Source organism: Chitinophaga polysaccharea, assembly GCF_902150045.1.
Lineage (GTDB): Bacteria > Bacteroidota > Bacteroidia > Chitinophagales > Chitinophagaceae > Chitinophaga > Chitinophaga polysaccharea_A.
In genome coordinates this window covers 879391-897375 of the sequence record NZ_CABFVU010000003.1, presented here as the reverse complement: position 1 = coordinate 897375, position 17985 = coordinate 879391, and the positions used below count along the sequence as shown (strand labels likewise).

General features: G+C 47.4%; 19 protein-coding genes. 8 read left to right on the top strand and 11 right to left on the bottom strand.

All coding sequences use genetic code 11. The annotated features are described in order from the left end of the window. Positions 1–36: 36 nt before the first annotated feature. From FN124_RS24110 to FN124_RS24085, 6 genes are all read right to left on the bottom strand, one after another. Positions 37–1470 carry a TolC family protein gene (locus FN124_RS24110; protein ID WP_142687324.1) on the bottom strand — a complete coding sequence of 478 codons (1434 nt, stop codon included), beginning with the start codon at positions 1468–1470 and terminating at the stop codon, positions 37–39. Further along, complete coding sequence (locus FN124_RS24105; RefSeq protein ID WP_142687323.1) at positions 1463–4630, bottom strand: efflux RND transporter permease subunit; 3168 nt, start codon at positions 4628–4630, stop codon at positions 1463–1465. Before FN124_RS24105 ends, FN124_RS24110 begins: the two co-directional genes overlap by 8 nt. Positions 4631–4658: 28 nt before the next feature. Beyond that, positions 4659–5741 carry an efflux RND transporter periplasmic adaptor subunit gene (locus tag FN124_RS24100; RefSeq protein WP_142687322.1) on the bottom strand — a complete coding sequence of 361 codons (1083 nt, stop codon included), beginning with the start codon at positions 5739–5741 and terminating at the stop codon, positions 4659–4661. A 177-nt stretch (positions 5742–5918) separates the two neighbouring features. Continuing rightward, a complete protein-coding gene (locus tag FN124_RS24095) occupies positions 5919–6305 on the bottom strand; it encodes a hypothetical protein (RefSeq protein ID WP_142687321.1) in 387 nt (128 codons plus the stop codon). Positions 6306–6441: 136 nt separating this feature from the next. Then, entirely contained in the window at positions 6442–6984 is a 543-nt protein-coding gene (locus tag FN124_RS24090; RefSeq protein ID WP_142687320.1) for an acyl carrier protein, read from the bottom strand. A gap of 12 nt (positions 6985–6996) precedes the next feature. Continuing rightward, complete coding sequence (locus FN124_RS24085) at positions 6997–7365, bottom strand: winged helix-turn-helix transcriptional regulator (RefSeq protein ID WP_142687319.1); 369 nt, start codon at positions 7363–7365, stop codon at positions 6997–6999. Positions 7366–7497: 132 nt separating this feature from the next. Between FN124_RS24085 and FN124_RS24080 the strand changes: the two genes are divergently transcribed. Continuing rightward, positions 7498–8250, top strand: a complete 753-nt coding sequence (locus tag FN124_RS24080; RefSeq protein ID WP_142687318.1) for an SDR family NAD(P)-dependent oxidoreductase — start codon at positions 7498–7500, stop codon at positions 8248–8250. 2 nt (positions 8251–8252) lie between these two features. Here FN124_RS24080 and FN124_RS24075 read toward each other — a convergent pair whose 3' ends face one another. Next, on the bottom strand, positions 8253–8552 hold the full coding sequence (locus tag FN124_RS24075; protein ID WP_142687317.1) for a hypothetical protein: 300 nt from the start codon (positions 8550–8552) through the stop codon (positions 8253–8255). 87 nt (positions 8553–8639) lie between these two features. Here FN124_RS24075 and FN124_RS24070 point away from each other — a divergent pair, with 87 nt between their 5' ends. From FN124_RS24070 to FN124_RS24045, 6 genes are all read left to right on the top strand, one after another. Further along, positions 8640–8867 (top strand): hypothetical protein, encoded by a 228-nt coding sequence (locus FN124_RS24070; protein WP_142687316.1) that lies wholly within the window; start codon positions 8640–8642, stop codon positions 8865–8867. Between the two features lie 64 nt (positions 8868–8931). Beyond that, on the top strand, positions 8932–9402 hold the full coding sequence (locus FN124_RS24065) for a DinB family protein (protein WP_142687315.1): 471 nt from the start codon (positions 8932–8934) through the stop codon (positions 9400–9402). Between the two features lies 1 nt (position 9403). Beyond that, positions 9404–9865, top strand: coding sequence for an SRPBCC family protein (locus FN124_RS24060; RefSeq protein WP_142687314.1), 462 nt, complete (start codon positions 9404–9406; stop codon positions 9863–9865). Between the two features lie 315 nt (positions 9866–10180). Further along, entirely contained in the window at positions 10181–10501 is a 321-nt protein-coding gene (locus FN124_RS24055) for an ArsR/SmtB family transcription factor (RefSeq protein ID WP_142687313.1), read from the top strand. Beyond that, positions 10498–11001: an SRPBCC family protein gene (locus FN124_RS24050; RefSeq protein WP_142687312.1), complete on the top strand. Its 504-nt coding sequence runs from the start codon at positions 10498–10500 to the stop codon at positions 10999–11001. The genes FN124_RS24055 and FN124_RS24050 overlap by 4 nt, the downstream gene beginning before the upstream one ends. Positions 11002–11073: 72 nt before the next feature. After that, positions 11074–11451, top strand: a complete 378-nt coding sequence (locus FN124_RS24045; RefSeq protein ID WP_142687311.1) for a DoxX family protein — start codon at positions 11074–11076, stop codon at positions 11449–11451. Positions 11452–11543: 92 nt separating this feature from the next. Here the strand turns inward: FN124_RS24045 and FN124_RS24040 are convergent, their stop codons facing one another. The 3 genes from FN124_RS24040 to FN124_RS24030 are packed head-to-tail and all read right to left on the bottom strand — an operon-like array spanning position 11544 to position 16164. Beyond that, positions 11544–12413, bottom strand: coding sequence for a hypothetical protein (locus FN124_RS24040; RefSeq protein WP_142687310.1), 870 nt, complete (start codon positions 12411–12413; stop codon positions 11544–11546). Continuing rightward, complete coding sequence (locus FN124_RS24035) at positions 12319–12537, bottom strand: hypothetical protein (RefSeq protein ID WP_142687309.1); 219 nt, start codon at positions 12535–12537, stop codon at positions 12319–12321. The genes FN124_RS24040 and FN124_RS24035 overlap by 95 nt, the downstream gene beginning before the upstream one ends. A gap of 21 nt (positions 12538–12558) precedes the next feature. Then, on the bottom strand, positions 12559–16164 hold the full coding sequence (locus FN124_RS24030; protein WP_142687308.1) for a SusC/RagA family TonB-linked outer membrane protein: 3606 nt from the start codon (positions 16162–16164) through the stop codon (positions 12559–12561). Between the two features lie 234 nt (positions 16165–16398). Here FN124_RS24030 and FN124_RS24025 point away from each other — a divergent pair, with 234 nt between their 5' ends. Further along, entirely contained in the window at positions 16399–17256 is an 858-nt protein-coding gene (locus tag FN124_RS24025) for a serine hydrolase (protein ID WP_142687307.1), read from the top strand. Positions 17257–17307: 51 nt separating this feature from the next. Here FN124_RS24025 and FN124_RS24020 read toward each other — a convergent pair whose 3' ends face one another. Next, positions 17308–17769 carry an NUDIX hydrolase gene (locus tag FN124_RS24020; protein WP_142687306.1) on the bottom strand — a complete coding sequence of 154 codons (462 nt, stop codon included), beginning with the start codon at positions 17767–17769 and terminating at the stop codon, positions 17308–17310. Between the last annotated feature and the right edge of the window lie 216 nt (positions 17770–17985).

Here is a 17985-nt window from a genome sequence, read left to right as displayed (position 1 = left end):
AGAGCCGGTTCATAGCCGGCTCTTTCATTTATCCTGTTACTTCCAGCCACCGCCAAGGTCACGGTAGATATTCACCACGGCATTCAGCTGTTCTTTTTTTGTTTCTATCAGCTCCAGCTTCTTTTCCAGCGCATCCCGCTGTGTCATCAATACTTCGAAGTAATCGGCCCTGGCCGATTTGAACAGGTCGTTCGAAATATTAATGGACCTTGTCAGCGCATCCACCTGTTTTGATTTTAGGATATAGCTCTGTTCAAGATTGCTGATATTGGAAAGCTGGTTCGACACTTCAAAGTAAGCATTCAGGATAGTCCGCTCATAATTATACATAGCCTGCAACTGGCGTGCATTGGCGCTGTTGAACTCCGCTTTAATGGCGTTCCGGTTAATGAGCGGCCCTGCCAGATCGCCGGCCAGGGAATACAGCAGCGACTCAGGCAGTTTAAACAGGTAGGAGGGCTTGAATGCCTGGAATCCTAGTCCGGCTGAAATACCAAACGATGGATAGAATTCCGCCCGGGCTACCTTTACATCCAGTTTTGCGGCAGCCAGGTCCAGTTCCGCTTTTTTAATATCCGGGCGATTGCCCATTAACTGTGAGGGAATACCCGCGCTTACCTGTGGAGGCAAAGCGTCCAGGAAATTACCTTTGTCGCGCGGGATCTCCTGCGGATACCGGCCCAGCAGGAAGTTGATCCTGTTTTCCGTTTCTTTGATCTTCTGGCGGATATCAAATTCCAGGCTTTGCGAGTTTAATACTTCCGCTTCAAATTTCTGTACTGCCAGTTCGGTTGCCCTGGTGGCTTCTTTCTGGATCTTTACAATTTCAAGCGCATTTTTTTGCAGATCGATATTTTGTTTTACGATCACCAGCTGGTTATCCAATGCCAGCAGTTCGTAATAGGAATTGGCTACTTCCGCCACCAGGTTGGTGAGCACAAAGTTCCTGCCTTCTATGGAAGACAGGTACCTGGCTACTGCGGCTTTTTTAGCATTGTGCAGTTTTTTCCAGATATCAATTTCCCAGTTGGCATTCACGCCAATGGTATAATCTGCCAGCGGATCCGGCATTTCTTTACCGGGAGTGATCTCGGTAGATGCGTCACCGGCGCCCTGGCTGGTATACCTTCCTACTTTCTCTACACCTGCGCCTGCACCGGCTGTAACAACCGGCAGCAATGCAGCATGCCTGGAACGGATATCATTTCTTGCAATTTCAATTTCCTGTAAGGTCACCATCAGCTCCTGGTTATTCTTCACCGCAGTATCCAGCAGGCTTACCAGGTTTGGATCCGTAAAAAATTTCCGCCACTCGATGGTTGATATATTGCCGGTGGAATCGCCGGTGTTACCGAAAGACGCGGGCACCGTATTTCCTGCCTTGGGCATTACCGCCGGTACCTTGCAGCTGGCAATCGCCAGGCAGGCGCTCAGCAGGCCAATGCCGCTATGTATCCTGAATTTATACATTGTGATCAATTTCTTCTGTTAAAGGATTCTCTTCTTCATCTTTCACCAGCGCATGCCCTTCTGCCAGCCTGCCAAATATGTAATACAGCCCTGGTATGATCAGCACCCCGAAAACGGTTCCGAAAAGCATACCCCCGGCGGCTGCAGTACCAATGGTACGGTTACCCAGCCGGCCAGGGCCGGTGGCCACCACCAACGGGATCAGCCCGGCTATAAATGCGAAGGAGGTCATCAGGATAGGCCGGAACCTCACCTTGGCGCCTTCCATGGCGGCTTTCAGCACGGTTGACCCGGAGCTGTGTTTCTGCACAGCAAATTCTACTATCAGTACGGCATTCTTGCCCAGCAAGCCAATCAGCATTACCATGGCTACCTGCGCATAGATATTATTTTCCAGTCCCAATACTTTCAACAGGAAGAACGCGCCGAAAATACCAGGCGGCAATGAAAGGATCACCGCCAGCGGCAGGATAAAGCTCTCATATTGCGCAGCCAGGATCAGGTATACGAAACCAAGACAGATCAGGAAGATATAGATAGCCTGGTTGCCCTGTGCCACCTCATCTTTTGAAATACCTGCCCAGTCGATCCCAAACCCTCTGGGCAAACTCTTCTGCGCTACTTCGCTGATCACCTTAATAGCTTCGCCACTACTGTAACCGGGAGCGGCGGCCCCGCTGATTTCTGATGCGTTGTACATGTTGTGCCGGGTGATTTCCGACAGTCCATATACTTTTTCCATCTTCATAAAATCAGAAAACGGCACCATTTCATCATGGTCATTTTTCACATACAGCTTAAGGATATCATCCGGAAGGGCCCTGTACTGCGGCGATGCCTGTACAATTACTTTATACTGCCGGTCGAATTTGATGAAGCTGATCTCGTAGTTACTTCCTACAAGGGTGGAGAGCGTGTTCATGGCATTATCGATACTCACGCCTTTTTGTTGTGCAAGGTCGTTATCAATCCTCAGCATATACTGCGGGAAGCTGGCGCTGTAAAAAGTGAATACCGACGACAGCTCCTTCCGTCTACTCAGTTCTTTCACAAAATCCCTGCTCACCGTTTCCATTTTTTTATAGTCGCCCGACCCTGCTTTATCCAGAAGGCGCAGCTCGAAACCGCCGGCAGCGCCATAACCAGGTACGGCGGGGGGCTGGAAGAACTCAATAGTAGCACCGGTGATGTCTTTGGATTTTTCTTCCAGTTCATTGATGATCTCCTGTACAGAATGTTTCCTGTCTTCCCAGCTTTTCAGGTTAATAAGGCAGGTACCAGAGTTGGAGCCTGTACCTTCTGTAAGGATTTCATAACCTGCCAGGGAAGAAACGGATTGCACACCTTCCACGCCTTCTGCAATTTTCTGCAGCTTTTCTGCCACCTGGTTGGTTCTTTCCAACGACGATCCGGGCGGGGTTTGAATAATGGCATAGAACATCCCCTGGTCTTCATTGGGGATGAAGCCCGAAGGCACCGTTTTATTCATGAACCATATACCGGCGCAGAAAGCCGCCAGTACGCCAAAGGTGATGGCCCTGCGGTTAACGATGGCGCCCAGTATTTTCTGGTACTTTCCTGATGTTCGGTTAAAGGAGTTATTAAAGCCTGCCAGGAATTTATCCAGCGCGTTTTGCTTTTTAGGTTTCCCGTGCGTGTTCTTCAGGATCATGGCGCAAAGCGCTGGTGTAAGCGTGAGCGCCACCACACCCGAAAGGATAATAGCAGTTGCCATGGTGATGGAAAACTGCCGGTAGAATATACCAACGGGGCCCGACATGAAGGCTACCGGTATAAACACCGCTGCCATCAGGAAGGTAATGGCAATGATAGCTCCGGCAATTTCATGCATCGCTTTTTTGGTTGCCTTTAGTGGCGAAAGATGTTCCTCTTCCATTTTGGCGTGCACCGCTTCAATCACCACGATGGCATCATCCACTACTACACCAATGGCCAGTACCAATGCGAAGAGGGTGATGAGGTTCAGCGTGATGCCCAGGAACTGCATGAATACAAACGTCCCGATCAGCGATACTGGCACCGCCATGGCGGGGATGATGGTAGAGCGCCAGTCGCCCAGGAACAGGAACACCACCAAACCCACCAATACAAAGGCTTCCACCAGGGTATGGATCACTTTCTCAATAGAAGCGTCGAGGAATTTGGATACATCATAACTGATTTCATAATCCATTCCTTTTGGAAAGGAGTTGGCTTTGATCTCTTTCATCTTCGCCTTCACATCCCTGATCACCTGGCTGGCATTACTTCCGTATGATTGCTTCAGTACGATGGCCGCAGAAGGTTTACCATTCAGGTTGGAATAGATATCGTACATGGAGCTTCCGAACTCCACGTCTGCTACGTCTTTCAGGCGCAGTATCTCACCGTTGGGGCTTGAACGGAGGATCACGTTTTCGTATCCTTCCTTGTTTGTGAACCTTCCGGGATATTTTAATACGTATTCAAACGTCTGGGATCTTTTACCGGAGCTCTCCCCGGTTTTACCAGGAGAGGCTTCCAGGCTTTGTTCTCCCAGCGCTTTCATCACTTCGTCGGCAGAGATCTTGTAGGCCAGCATACGATCCGGTTTCAGCCAGATCCTCATGGCATATTCGCGGTTACCGAGGATATCGGCGAAGCCAACCCCATCTACTCTTTTTAATTCCGATAAGATGTTGATGTCTGCGAAATTGAAAAGGAATTTCTGATCGGTTTGCGGATCATCGCTGTAAAGGTTGATGTACATGAGCATGTTAGATTCCTCGCGGGTAATCTTAACACCTTCACGTACTACCAGTGGCGGCAGTTTGTTCACCACGGAGGCCACGCGGTTTTGTACGTTTAATGAGGCCTGGTTCGGATCGGTACCGAGATTGAAAACCACCTGCAGGGAGGCTTCTCCATCGTTACCTGCATCAGAGGCGATGTATTTCATTCCCGGAACGCCGTTGATGGCCCTCTCCAGCGGAATGATCACTGATTTGATCATTAACTCACCGTTGGCTCCGGGATATTCTGCCGTTACATTTACTTTTGGCGGCGAGATGGACGGAAACTGTGTAACAGGTAATTGTGATATAGCCAGTATTCCGAGGAAAACGATAATAAGCGATATTACTATGGACAGAACCGGTCGCTGTATAAATTTATTAAGCATGGCACTAGGCTGGTTTGGACTTGAACGACTATTCCGCTTTTAATCGCAGATGGGAAATCACTTCGGCTGGTTTTTGGTAATCGTAATTGATTTTGTCATTGTCTTTTACCTTCTGTACACCTTCAAGTACTATCTTGTCGGTTTCCGAAAGGCCGTTTTCAACCACATACATATCAGGCATCTGGCCACGGATGGCGATGTTCCTGGATCTTACCTTGTTGTTATTGTCTACCACGAAAACATACAGTTTGTCCTGTATTTCGTAGGTAGCTTTTTGTGGGATGACCAGCGCATTTTTAAGCGGGATGGTCATCAGCACCTTGCCGGTTTCACCGTTTTTCAACAGTTTGTCCGGGTTAGGGAATCTGGCCCTGAAGGCAATGTTGCCTGTTTCGTTGTTGAATTCACTTTCAATGGTTTCCACATCGCCTTTATACTGAAGCGGTTGGTTATTGGCCAGCAGCAGGCTTACTTTGTTATCGCCCCGGCCTTTGGCATTGGTGGCATAGTCGAGGTATTCCGGTTCAGACACGTTGAAGTAAGCGAACATCTGGCTGTTGTCTGAAAGGCTGGTCAGCAGCCCGCCTTCATCGATAACGCTTCCCAGTTTGAACGGGATACGGTCAATAGTGCCATCAAACGGCGCCCTGATTTCGGTGAACGACAGGTGCAGCTTTGCAAGGGCCATTTCAGCTTTTGCCTGGTCCAGCTTGGCCTGGGCCACTGCCTGTTCGTTTTTGGAAACGATGTTTTTGTCTACCAGGGTCTTGGTGTTCTGCAGCTCTATTTCGGCTGCTTTTACTTCTGCCTCTGCCTTCTGGAGCTCTGCCTCAAACATTTTCGGCATGATCCTGAACAGCAGCTGACCGGCTTTTACGAACTGGCCCTCATCCACGTAAATGTTCTGGAGGTAACCTCTTTCCTGTACCCTGATTTCGATGTTCCGTACAGATTTTATCTGTGAAACATACTCGTTGGTAAACGAAGTATCGATCCTTATCGGGCTGGTAACGGTAAATTTGCCGGCTTCTTCTTTTACTTCTTCTTTTGGTTTACAGCTTGTGTAGCACAATACAACAAACAAGCCCGCAAACATGACAATTCTGTTCATGATATTAAATGGATATTAAAGCGATGGTATGTTTGTAAGGCAGGGATGCCTATGGACAATAAGCGGGATCAGTTGCCAGGATAACGCCTGAACTGTGATGCAGGAGGAAAGTAATATCAAATACACACCCGCCAGGCACGCATGGTCATATTCCCGGTAACTGATACAGGTGTATGATCAGATCCTTAAAACGCTATGTGTAATGTATATATCGGAAAGATAGCCCCAGAAGGGTGGAGGGGCTTTATGGCATTTGTGGAGATAGCTTAAATCATCCGGGCTGATGAGCGTCAGGTAATAGCTGGTAAGCAACCTGTATTTCCTGGCAGAAAAATTATTAACATCTTCCTCATCCAAATCTTCACTGATCAGGCAATCTTCTTCGAGATCAGGACTATTTACGGTAGAATAATCCTGGTTGGTGTCCAGGAATTTAATGCGGTGCTGGTGTTGAAGATTTTTAAGCAGAGAGTCCGGGTTGTTATGATGAGCAGAGGTAAAAGCATAGCCCTCCCCCCTGAGCAGGAGGAAACAAAGATATGCGAAAAATACAGCTACTCTCATTCGGGGGCCAAAAGTAATAAAAGTTTGATAGTAAATGAAAAAAAGCTGCCCCTGGCTTGTGAAGAAACTGTTATTTTTTGGGTATGGGCGATTTTATTCTATATGTTGAAATAAGATAATATATGTAGATGAAGGGTTAATCGATGCCAAAATCGCCTGTAAAGGATTTAGCAGGAGTGATGTTGTAGCAGTCGACCCCCGTTTTATCTGAAGTAATACCCATCACGATAACATATATTTCGTATTTACTTTTGATATTAGCGGCGTTTGTAAGCGTCTTGAAATTGTGCGCGCATATAACGTTGATGAACCGGCCGGCGGAAATCGTTTTCCAGTCGTAACCCCTGGGCGGAGCAAAGATGCCCGTTTTTGTATTGGGCCGGGGAATCTTTAGCTGTAAATAATCTTCCAGGGCCGGCCAGGTTTTGTGATCATCCGGGGAGATAAAGGCGGAGATGTTATCCGTGAGTTGTATGCCAGGATTAATTAAGGCGCTGTTTTTAATATCCCGGAAGATGCGGTTTTGAAGGTCCGCACTATTGTCTGTAATAGTCAGGTGCTTTGCTATTACATCGGTCATATCCTGTACCGTAAAAATCGTTTCCGCTTCCGCATCGGGGATCCCGATACCGAAATGTTTCTCAAAAGTCACCAGCAGTTCCACGCTGTCCAGCCCCATAAATAATGTTTGTTAGTTTGCTTCTTTTGTAATCAGCTTCCGGTGTTTGCCTCCCCATTCGCTCAGTTGTTTGAAGATAGGGCCAAATTCTGCCGCCATTTCTGTGAGCTCATATTCCACCCGTGGGGGCACTTCTGCGTACACGGTCCGTTTCACCAGCCCGTCTTGTTCCATTGCGCGCAGCTGCAGCGTTAACATGCGCTCGGTGATGTAGCAAAATTCTTTCTTCAGTTCGCTGAACCGCATTTTTTTCTTTTCCAGTTTACTCAGGATCAGTATTTTCCATCTGCCCCCGATCTTATTTACAGCGTAGGTAAGGTCGCATTCAATAATGATGTTTTCATTGCGGGTATATGTTGAATTTTTCTTCCTGGTTGCCATTACTTACATGTTTGTTAGTACCGTACAATTGGTTGTATAACCTATAAAATTAGATGCTGCCCGTTACTTTTACAAAGAAATTTTAAAAGCGCCCAGGCGCATTATTTATTCATCTTTATTAAGATAAAAAGTATGGATCTGTATCTGAAAGAAAAAACAGCAGTAGTAACAGGCGCCAGCCAGGGGATTGGCCGCGCCATTGTAAGGGAACTGGCTATTGAAGGTGTAAAGGTGCTGGCAGTTGCAAGAAATGAAGATTTGCTGAATAGTTTGAAAACAGAAGTGGTAGCCGCAGGGGGAGTGGAGCCGGTAACGCTGATCCAGGATTTTGTGGCGCCCGACGGACCGCAGAAAATTGCAGCAGCGGCGCTATCCGCCCTGGGGCATGTAGATATCCTTATTAATAATGCAGGCCGTAGCCGTCCTGTAGAAGTGGTTGGACCGGAAGAGCCCTGGAAGGAATCCATGACCCTGGATTTTGAGCGCCACCGGCAGCTCACACAGGAATTACTGCCTCATTTTATGGAACGAAAAGAGGGTGTTATCCTGAACCTGACCAGTACTTATGAATTGCGGACCCTGAATGTTTCAGCAGTGGCCAAAGCGGCGGTGGTGGCCTGGTCCAAACAGCTGGCGGGGCAACTGGGGCGTTATGGTATCAGGGTCAACTGCCTGCAGCCCGGTCTTATTGATACGGAAAATATCCGTCCTTATTTTCAGGGCGATGAGCGGCGGAAGTTTGCTGAACGCGAAATTCCGTTGGGCGATTTTGGCGAACCGCAGGACATGGCCAATATGGCGGCATTCCTGGTATCGCCCCGTGCGCGGTATGTTACCGGCAGCGTTGCCACTGTTGACGGAGGTATGCGTTACCATCCGTTCTGATCTTATTCTTCATCAAATTCCGGATCAGGCAGCTCAATAGTTTCAGTAAACCATATATGGATCACTCTTAAATTGCCGATGATATCTGAGTATTGTGAGCGAAGCAGCGGGAATAGTTCAGGCGGCGCTTCATCACTTATATAGCAGGCATTAAATTGCTCCAACGGTATGTTCAGTTTACCTGCTATCTGTGCATGAGTGACGATCACATTGCTTTCTGCTGCTTTTTTTTTCAGCTGCTGTACAGTGCCGCGAAAGGTTTCCTTCTGGCCGGATGATTCTTCCATGAGTTCCTCTTCCATTATTGTGTAAGTTTAAGTGATTAAAGCTATTTAATTTTTGTGACCGGATCCCTCTCAACTGCGTCTAAAGTTTAATTAAATTCACGGATGAAATACCAGATCGGGAATATCCCGTTATTGAAAAAAATACTTTGGGCCGATTGCCTGTTGGGAGGTGGTACTGCAGGTGCTGGGCATGCTGGCTTACCTGGAGGGGAGGCATATTCAACCGCGCCGTTGAGTATACAGAAAAGGAACGAGGTATTATTCTTCCTGCAAATCGCCGGGTCTGAATTTGCTGCAGCCTGTGATACGCCGGCTGTGTCATTGATGTAGTGGTGTTAATGAAGGAAGATGTATTGTAAAAAATCCGGAAAGGAAACAAACAATTGGACACGCTATGAGCTCAGTCAAACAATTATCAAAGCATTTCAGGGATGTTCATTTCGGGGGGAACTGGACCAGCATAAACCTGAAAGACATATTAGCGGATGTAGATTATAAACAGGCCACCACAAAGGTACAGGATCTGAATACGATCGCCGTTCTTGTTTTTCATATCAACTACTATGTGGGCGCTATCCTGAATGTATTGCGGGGCAATCCTTTAAATGCGCATGATAAATTCAGTTTTGACCTGGGACCAATATCTTCCGAAGAAGAGTGGCAGGATTTGGTAACCAGGTGTTTTGCAGAAGCAGAACAACTGGCTGCAGCGATTGACGACCTGGATGATGCCATACTATTCAGGGACTTCGCAGACCCGAAGTACGGAAGCTATTACCGGAACTTGCTGGGGGTTATTGAGCATACACATTATCACCTGGGGCAGATTTCCCTGATAAAGAAAATGACCAGGCTAAATTCATAAAATGGAAGAGATCATAAGTAAACAGATAAGCATCAACGCCCCGGTTGCCCGGGTATGGCACGCGGTTACAGATATTGGTTTGATGACAGCATGGATGGGAGGGCCTGAACTGGAGCTGGAGATAGCAACCACCTGGGTAGTAGGATCCCCGATTGTGATCAGTGGGTTTCATCATGCCAGGTTTGAAAATAAAGGCACTGTACTGGAGTATTTACCGGAGCAGGTTGTTAGCTATAACTTTTTAAGCTCCATATCCAGGTTACCCGATAGCGCGGAGAACTATTCAATTATCCGCTTTATGTTTGAACCGCAGAATGAACAAACTTTGTTGTCACTAACCATCACTAATTTTCCTACCGCAACTATATACCATCATCTGAATTTCTATTGGAATACTACGGTGGTAATGATAAAGAAAACGATAGAAGGTATGATGCAGGATAACGCCTGTGTAACCGGTTAACTTTCGTCAGACTTACTACCGGGTCTGCCGGTAACTTATTAATATTCGTCAACGTACCATCAGGTCTGCCGGTAACTTAGTACCTGAAAGCCACTGTTGTAGCCCAATGCCCAATAATACCGCACGTCCAACTTTTTTATTAACGGAGCCCTTGCCGCAGGGAGAATTGCTTTGTGCTCATAATTAATGAGTTGTAAAGGGTTAATTCTTTTTTTCTTTTAGCTCCAGTGACCTCTCCGGAAAAAAAATATTTTGCGCAACCGATTAGTTGCTTATATTTGCAACTGAACGGTTGCGCAAGTAAAAACAAGACAAATGAGAAGAGATGTTTTCCAGGCCATTGCCGACCCGACACGGCGGGCCATTATATTACTGATTGCGTCGCAGGCAATGACGCCAAATGCTATTGCCGAACATTTCGACATTACCAGGCAGGCGGTATCAAAGCATCTGCGGATATTAACGGAATGCCAGCTGGTAAAACAGGAACAGGCAGGCAGGGAAATTTTTTACCAGCTGGATGGTACCAAAATGCAGGAAATAGATAAATGGCTGGAGGAGTTCAAAAAAATATGGGAGAGTCGTTTTAATGAACTTGACAAAGTACTGTTAACACTTAAAAACAATAAGCAATGAGTAAGAACTTAGCGTTTGATTTTTCCGTAAACAAGGAAAACAAAACCATCACTGTAAAAAGAGAATTTGCAGCGGCACTTCCTTTAGTATGGGACGCCTATACGAAAAGCGAGATCCTGGATCAATGGTGGGCGCCAAAGCCCTGGAAAGCCAGAACAAAAACAATGGACTTCAGGGAAGGCGGATCCTGGCACTACGCAATGGTAGGCCCGGAAGGAGAAGAACATTGGGCATTGGCAAATTATAAAAGCATCGAGGATCAAAAGAAATTTACGATTGTTGATGCTTTTGCTGATGAAGCCGGAAATCCCAATACAAACATGCCCCAATCGCAGTGGGAAGTGAGCTTTACCGGTAAAGGAGATGTAACACTGGTAGAATCAGTGATCACTTATCCCGACCTGGCCCAACTCGAGGCAACCATAAAGATGGGTTTCAAAGAAGGTCTGACAATGGGAATGGAAAACCTGGACGGACTGCTCCCAACGTTGAAAAAATAAGACAACCGTCTTTACCTTTTATTGTTATACAACAAATAAAAATGAAATGTATATTTACGGTAAATCAACACTATGAAAAACAAAATTCTATTTGTAGTCAGTCTTCTGTTCGGACTTATGTTCATCAACGCCGGGTTGAATAAATTTTTCAATTACATGCCGGTACCAAAGGATATGCCTGAAAGTTTGGTAAAGTTAATGACGGCCTTTATGCAGATAAGCTGGCTGATGCCGCTCGTAGGAGCTATTGAAATAATAGGCGGCGTACTTTTCATCACTAATAAGTTCAGGGCGCTTGGCGCTATCGTTATTCTCCCGGTAATGGTGGGAATAGTTTTAACCAACCTTATTTATTCACCGTCCGGGTTGCCTATAGCGTTGGTATTGCTGGCAATTAATATCTGGGTGATCATTGAAAACCGGAAAAAGTATCTTCCGATGGTAAGTTAAACCGACAGGTTCACCTGATAAATGAAAAAGCCTTCAGATTCAGTCTGAAGGCTTTTTGTTAAGGGCATCTGTATGGCCTGCAATGGTGTTTCCTACCAGTATGTAAATTGATAAGGATCAAAAAATTTATAGGCCACCACCGGGTAGAAGCTTCCCTGATCCGTTGTACCGGTTGGCGCTTCGCCTGCTCCCGGATATGCTATATTGGCCCAGAAACCAAACCCACCTTTGCCGGAGGCCACTTTGAGGGTGAGGATATTTTCACCTGCAGAAAGAGAAACGGGCAGTATAAATTCGTTTTCCCTTTTCTGATGGTTGGCATCTACACGCAGGATAGATCTCCCGTTCAGCCATACTTCCATCCAATAGTCAACGCCTATACGAAGAATGGCTTTCTGCGCCAGCGGGCTGCTCACACTTTTGGTTACATACGCAACTGCATTATCATCTATACCACCGAAGGCTTTGGCAAGGTCCACAAAGCCGTTGTTACCGGCATCCACTGTTTGCCGCCAGTCCAATACTTTATCCTCTTCCGTTTTATAGGTGAGATTGGGATTTTCAGCGCCGGCAATGGCATCCTGCTCACCGGGAAAAGTAGTAGCCAGCGCTTTTGTTCCCCCGGATGTATTTACTGTAAAAGGGCCCAGCACTTTCCAGGAACTGAGTGTATGGAACGAAACCGGGCGGTTAACCCTGCCAAGTTTGAATGCAGTAGCAACGGAAGGAGCGGCGCCAAGGTTGGTAAGCAGTTGCGCGATCAGCTGGTGCATGCGGATCACACTTAACTGGATGGCTTCCTGCTTTTCAGGGGCGTCTGCATAACGCAGGGCCAGTTGATCCGGGGCGAGTTGCAGGTAGATGCTTTTACCTTTCCCGGTGTTTTTTACTGAAAGAAGCCCATCGCATATTGTTGAAGAAGTAAATGCGGTAACCTGTAATGTATCCCGCCACCTGTTCATCCAGCTGCGCTTCGGTGGCAAACGTGATAGGCCGGAAGGTAGTAGGATCAAGGGTTACATCCATTTTGCAGGAGGCCGCCAGTATACAGATAAGTGAAAGAAGTAAACGCTGAAAAGTTTTCATAACATCTTTTTAAACATGGAATCAGAAAGTAGCTGTAATACCGAAACTGAGTGTAAAGGCGCGTGGATAAGCGGTATAATCAAGACCGCCGGATAAGGCGGAATAACTGCTGCTTGGTTGCAGGAAGGTGTAACCCGTACCGCTGGTGGCGGTAACGCCGGGTGTGTTTCCCGGCGCATTGGCGGGATTTTGTACCCTGAAGGAAGACACTTCCGGATCGATGCCAGAGTATTTTGTGATGGTAAAAATATTCTGCGCAGCCACATATGCCCTGAGCCCTTTGAATCCTGCGCGGCGGATAATTTCCTGCGGCAGGTCGTATCCCAGCGAAATGGTTTTAAGCCGCAGAAAGGAGCCGTCCTCTATATAGCGGGAGGTTACTTTTGGCGCAGTGCTGCCGGCATCGCCCCTGTTGTTATACAATGCCCTGGGTACATCGTTGGTTGGATTATCCGGTGTCCAGCGGTTGGCGTATTCCGCAAACTGGTTGCCATTGGGGAAATACCCGCCGGTGGAAGCAAAGGCCATCCTGTTGGCATTCAGTATTTCATTGCCATAGCTCCATTGCAGGAAAATATTCAGGTAGAAATTTTTATAGTTAAAATTATTGGAGAATCCGCCGGTATGGATGGGGAGCGGACTGCCCAGTGTAGTTTGATCGTTTGCATCCACTACGCCATCGCCGTTAATGTCCCGGTACTTTGGATCGCCGGGCTGAATGTTTGGGGAATAGCCAGGTACGCCGTTTTTCAGGATATAGGTACCATTGCCTTGTTTCACAAAATCATCGTACTGGTACACACCAGCCCATTTATAACCGTAGAACTGGGAGATGGGCGCACCTACCTTTGCAATCCAGCCGGTGGTGTTGTTTCCGCCGGGCAGGTCGTAACGTATTTGCATGACTTCAAAGCCATCATAAAATTTATCGATCCTTCCTTTGTTAAAGCTGATGTTAAAGCTACTGCTCCAGTTGAAGTTTTTTCCTTTGATATTAACCGTGTTGATGGTAAGCTCAAATCCTCTGTTGCTGATCTCCCCGGTGTTCTGGTATTGGGTATTGAAAGAAGTGATACTATATCCTCCCAGATATGGGATTTGTACCAGCAGCAGGAAGTTTTTGGTTTTCCGGTGATAATAATCTGCATCTATAGAGATCCTGTCGTTGAGGAAGCTGAGATTAAGCCCAAGATCCAGTTCTGTTGTGGTTTCCCAGGTAAGGTCGGGATTTCCGTTTCCGAAAGGCACAGTTCCTCTTGTGTAGGAATTGTTGAAGGGATAGGCAAATTGCGTACCCCCGGCCAGTGTGGCCAGGTAGCTGAAATCGCCCACCTTGTTGTTGCCCACGCTGCCGTAGCTAACGCGGAACTTACCATCATTCAATACCGGTTTTATGCCTGCTGCAAAAGATTCCTCCGTAAACCGCCAGGCAAAAGCGCCGGAGGGAAAGAATCCCCATTGCTTGCCTGCCGCGAATTTTGAAGAACCGTCAGATCTTGCGGTAGCGGTGAGCAGGTATTTATCTTCAAAAGCATAATTCAACCGGCCCAGGAAAGAGAACAGCTGCCAACGGGAGCCGCCTGAATTGGGAAGCGTAGCGGTACCGCCGCTGATGCTTTTAATGCCCAGGTATTCGGTCGACTGTGGTATGTTGATGGACTTGAAGCCGGTATAGTTGTTAGTGGCGTACTGATAGGTGAACCCTGCCAGTGCATCGATCATATGTTTTTTCCCGATAGCAGTTTTGTAGTTCAGGATATTTTCACTGAGATAATTACTGTTCAGCTGATTATTGATAGTACCGTTAATACCATTTGTGTTAGGCACTGCGCCTGCCTGGTTTTTGAATAAATTTCCCTGTTGTGTTTGCGAATTATAAAAAGTTTCAGACTTGAGATTGGTAGCATTATAACCGCCCGAAATTTTCAGCCGGAATTTTTTCAGAAAGGTATATTCGAGGAAAGCGTTAATAGTACCGGTGTTGTTGATGTTTTTCCGGTACTCGTTCTGCGCCTGCAGCAGCGGGTTTACCAGGTTGTTTCCCAGTGTGGCATTGGAAGAGCCATTGTTGAACTCTTCCAGTGCAAGGCTGTCGATCACTTCTGTCAGCAGGTCCTGGTTGCCCACGCCGGAAACGGGCCGGTACTGCCACATGCCTTGTACTACGCCGCCGCTGGCTGCTGCGGCAGGTATGGTGCCGTAAGAGGTGGAATTGGAATACCCGGCGGTGACGCCCATCCGCAGGTTTTTATTCAGCCTTTGATCCAGTGTGAATTTGCCGTCATATCTTTTTAAGCCGGTATTGATAATAATGCCTTTCTGGTCGTAATAGGAGCCGCTGATGGAGTACCGGGTATCTGCGGTGCCTGCGCTGATATTAAGGGAATGGTTTTGCGTAAGACCGGTTTGTATGAGCAGGTCCTGCCAGTTGTACCCCGGATTATTTTTATAGGAATCCAGTGTAATGCCATGCGCAGGATCAAGGTAAATAAGCGCATTGGTATTGACAGGGTTGGAGGGGCTGCTCCTGATGCTGTCCAGTTCGAGTTGCAGTTTTACAAATTCATAAGGACTGAGCATTTCCATTTTCTTTGTGATTTGCTGCATGCCCAGCGCATAGTTGTAGGTAACTCTTGGCGGACCAGGTTTCCCTCTTTTTGTATTGATGATGATAACGCCGTTGGCGCCTCTGGCGCCGTAAATAGCGATGGAAGATGCGTCTTTCAATACTTCCAGTGAGGCGATATCATTCGGGTTGATGGAATTGATATCCATGTTCTCGATGGGGAAGCCGTCTATAACAAACAGGGGAGAACCATCCTGGCTTACGGAGCTGCCCCTTACTACTATCCTGGAGGCGGCGCCTGGCTGTCCGTCGTTGGAGGTTACTTCCACACCGGCAATGCGACCTGCCAGCGCCTGGTCGAAAGAGGCTACGGGGGCTTTCTGCATGTCTTCCACATTGGCTTTGCCTACAGAACCGGTGAGATCTTTGCGGGTGGTGGTACCGTATCCGATCACAATTACTTCATTGAGCCCGCTGTTGGCGGGCTTTAGTTTTATATCCTGGAAGCGCATGTCTTTCACCGGTATCTCCAATGGTTCATAACCAACAAAACCGATCTGCAACGTGCCCCCGTTTTCCGGCAGGGCGATGGAGAAATTGCCACCGGCATCCGTAAGCGCTGCCGCCGTGGTATTTTTGATCCGTACAGATGCCCTGACCAACGGTTGCCCGGTATCGTCCGTTACCCTGCCCTGGAGCTTTTCCTGTTTAGGGGAAGGAGAAGTGGCATTATCTTTTTTCTTCAGGATGATGTAGGTATCATTGAAGGTCCATTCGATATTTCTATCTTTAAACACAGTACTTAGTACTACCGGTAGATCGCTTCCGTTAAAGTCGACTTTCATTTTTTCCTTATCGTTCAAAACAAGGTTATTATAAAAGACGGTGTAGCCGGTTTGCCGCTGTATGGCCTTGAAGATGTCTGCCAGGCTGATGGCGGTGTTCCCGCTTTTAAGGGTTACCTGTTTCTGCCCCTGCGCAGAAACAGCTGGCGGGTTAAGCCAAAGCAAGAGCAACAGTCCTTGCAGCAAAGGACTCCATTTGGGTGGAATTAGCTTCATAACGTAGCATTTGATATTTATTAGAGACCTGATTTTATTTAAAACGGGTGAAGGGATATCAGGAATCCTTCGGGTTTTGTTTCTTTCCGTCAGAAAGTACAAAAAAAGCGGGGATGATCATGGAGGGAAAATTATGAAGATACCCGCGTCTTAATATGCTTCCTGTTTCAACGCCATAATCCCCTATGAATATTGCGGGTTGTTTTATAACTTAAAGCAAAACACACTTTAAATATGCGCAGACTGCTGCTGTTACTACTGTTTGTACCTGTATTGGCTTTTTCACAGGAAGACCGGAAGCTTGAAAAAGGATTAAGGAAGATTGTTGCCGGGTTTAACGGGGAGGTGGGCATTTATGTGAAGAACCTTAGAACCGGGCGTTACGCCGGCATCAATGCCGATACCATTTTCCCTACAGCCAGCATTGTAAAAATTCCTATCCTGGTGGGCATCTTCGATAAAATTGAAAAAGGTGAGCTGAAATATCATCAGCCGCTGATATACCGCGATTCCATTAAATACGGCGGATCGGGCCTGATGCAGTTCTTCCGTGACAGCACCGCTACAGAGCTAAGCGTGTTGCTGGCGCTGATGATGTCGTACAGCGATAACACCGCATCTATCTGGAACCAGGCACTGGCCGGGGGAGGACAGCGTATCAATGAGCTGATGGAGCGATACGGGCTTGCCGTTACCCGCGTTAATTCCCGTACTCCCGGCCGCGAAGGCATCTGGAAAGTATACGGCTGGGGTATGACTACCCCCCGGGAAATGGCCACATTGCTGGTAAAGATCCGCAATGGAGAGGTGGTCAGTAAAGCCGCTTCAGAACGGATGTACCGGCTGATGACCCACGGCTATTATGATGAAACCGGGCTGTCGCGCATTCCGCCTTATGTACAGGCTGCGCATAAAACCGGTTCCCTGGATGCCTCAAGATCAGAAGTGATCCTGGTGAATGCACCCCGCGGTGAGTACGTGTTTTACGTAGGTACGAAAAATAATAAAGACCAGCGCTGGACAGATGATAACGAGGCACAAACCCTGATCAGGAATATTTCTGCCTACCTGTGGAATTACTTTAAGCATTAATGCTTAAAGGCAAAGTATATTGTACTGACCAATGCAAAACAGGAGTAAGAACTATCTTTTCACCGCCAGGCGCAGCGCTTCCTCCAGGAACGGCGCCTGTTTTTCATTGATCAGTTTTACCGCTTCCTGCATGGTGAACCAGCCGGCTTTATCAATTTCGGGGTAGGTTTTAAACTTCCCGCTTTTAGGCGGCCATTCTATTTCAAAAGTATTGCTTACTATATTTCCCGGCTCCAGGTTACCGGAAGCCATCCAGCAATGCACCTGTTTACCGCCCTTCTGGATGATGGAGGCAAGCCGTGTAAAAGGAGGCGACGGTGTATAACCAGTTTCTTCCCCGAACTCCCTGATGGCTGCTTCCAGCGGATCTTCGCCAGGCGCTGTTTCTCCTTTGGGTACCGTCCACCAGCCAGCCTCTTTCCTGGCAAAGAAAGGCCCGCCGGGATGTACCAGGAAGAATTCCAACCCTTTGCCTGTGGAACGGGTAAGCAGTATGCCGGCGCTTTGTTTCATATGCAATGATTCGTTGTCAAACTTACAACTATTTACCTGCGTGTAAACAGATTCCCGGGAAGCTATATCTTCCGTTCTACAGAAGTGGCATGGATGGCCCGCGCGGTAGCTACACCGCCCGCAGGAACTGATCACCGTTCGCCACCCAATGGTAGCTCCCCGTTTCCTATCTCCCAAAAAATTACTATGCGCTTTTATATTTAATTGTTAAATTGA

What these genes read in the sequence shown, in the direction of transcription:
- FN124_RS24110 (WP_142687324.1), bottom strand. Translation starts at nt 1,470, where the DNA reads ATGTATAAATTCAGGATACATAGCGGCATTGGCCTGCTGAGCGCCTGC.
- FN124_RS24105 (WP_142687323.1), bottom strand. Translation starts at nt 4,630, where the DNA reads ATGCTTAATAAATTTATACAGCGACCGGTTCTGTCCATAGTAATATCG.
- FN124_RS24100 (WP_142687322.1), bottom strand. Translation starts at nt 5,741, where the DNA reads ATGAACAGAATTGTCATGTTTGCGGGCTTGTTTGTTGTATTGTGCTAC.
- FN124_RS24095 (WP_142687321.1), bottom strand. Translation starts at nt 6,305, where the DNA reads ATGAGAGTAGCTGTATTTTTCGCATATCTTTGTTTCCTCCTGCTCAGG.
- FN124_RS24090 (WP_142687320.1), bottom strand. Translation starts at nt 6,984, where the DNA reads ATGGGGCTGGACAGCGTGGAACTGCTGGTGACTTTTGAGAAACATTTC.
- FN124_RS24085 (WP_142687319.1), bottom strand. Translation starts at nt 7,365, where the DNA reads ATGGCAACCAGGAAGAAAAATTCAACATATACCCGCAATGAAAACATC.
- FN124_RS24080 (WP_142687318.1), top strand. Translation starts at nt 7,498, where the DNA reads ATGGATCTGTATCTGAAAGAAAAAACAGCAGTAGTAACAGGCGCCAGC.
- FN124_RS24075 (WP_142687317.1), bottom strand. Translation starts at nt 8,552, where the DNA reads ATGGAAGAGGAACTCATGGAAGAATCATCCGGCCAGAAGGAAACCTTT.
- FN124_RS24070 (WP_142687316.1), top strand. Translation starts at nt 8,640, where the DNA reads ATGAAATACCAGATCGGGAATATCCCGTTATTGAAAAAAATACTTTGG.
- FN124_RS24065 (WP_142687315.1), top strand. Translation starts at nt 8,932, where the DNA reads ATGAGCTCAGTCAAACAATTATCAAAGCATTTCAGGGATGTTCATTTC.
- FN124_RS24060 (WP_142687314.1), top strand. Translation starts at nt 9,404, where the DNA reads ATGGAAGAGATCATAAGTAAACAGATAAGCATCAACGCCCCGGTTGCC.
- FN124_RS24055 (WP_142687313.1), top strand. Translation starts at nt 10,181, where the DNA reads ATGAGAAGAGATGTTTTCCAGGCCATTGCCGACCCGACACGGCGGGCC.
- FN124_RS24050 (WP_142687312.1), top strand. Translation starts at nt 10,498, where the DNA reads ATGAGTAAGAACTTAGCGTTTGATTTTTCCGTAAACAAGGAAAACAAA.
- FN124_RS24045 (WP_142687311.1), top strand. Translation starts at nt 11,074, where the DNA reads ATGAAAAACAAAATTCTATTTGTAGTCAGTCTTCTGTTCGGACTTATG.
- FN124_RS24040 (WP_142687310.1), bottom strand. Translation starts at nt 12,413, where the DNA reads ATGAACAGGTGGCGGGATACATTACAGGTTACCGCATTTACTTCTTCA.
- FN124_RS24035 (WP_142687309.1), bottom strand. Translation starts at nt 12,537, where the DNA reads ATGAAAACTTTTCAGCGTTTACTTCTTTCACTTATCTGTATACTGGCG.
- FN124_RS24030 (WP_142687308.1), bottom strand. Translation starts at nt 16,164, where the DNA reads ATGAAGCTAATTCCACCCAAATGGAGTCCTTTGCTGCAAGGACTGTTG.
- FN124_RS24025 (WP_142687307.1), top strand. Translation starts at nt 16,399, where the DNA reads ATGCGCAGACTGCTGCTGTTACTACTGTTTGTACCTGTATTGGCTTTT.
- FN124_RS24020 (WP_142687306.1), bottom strand. Translation starts at nt 17,769, where the DNA reads ATGAAACAAAGCGCCGGCATACTGCTTACCCGTTCCACAGGCAAAGGG.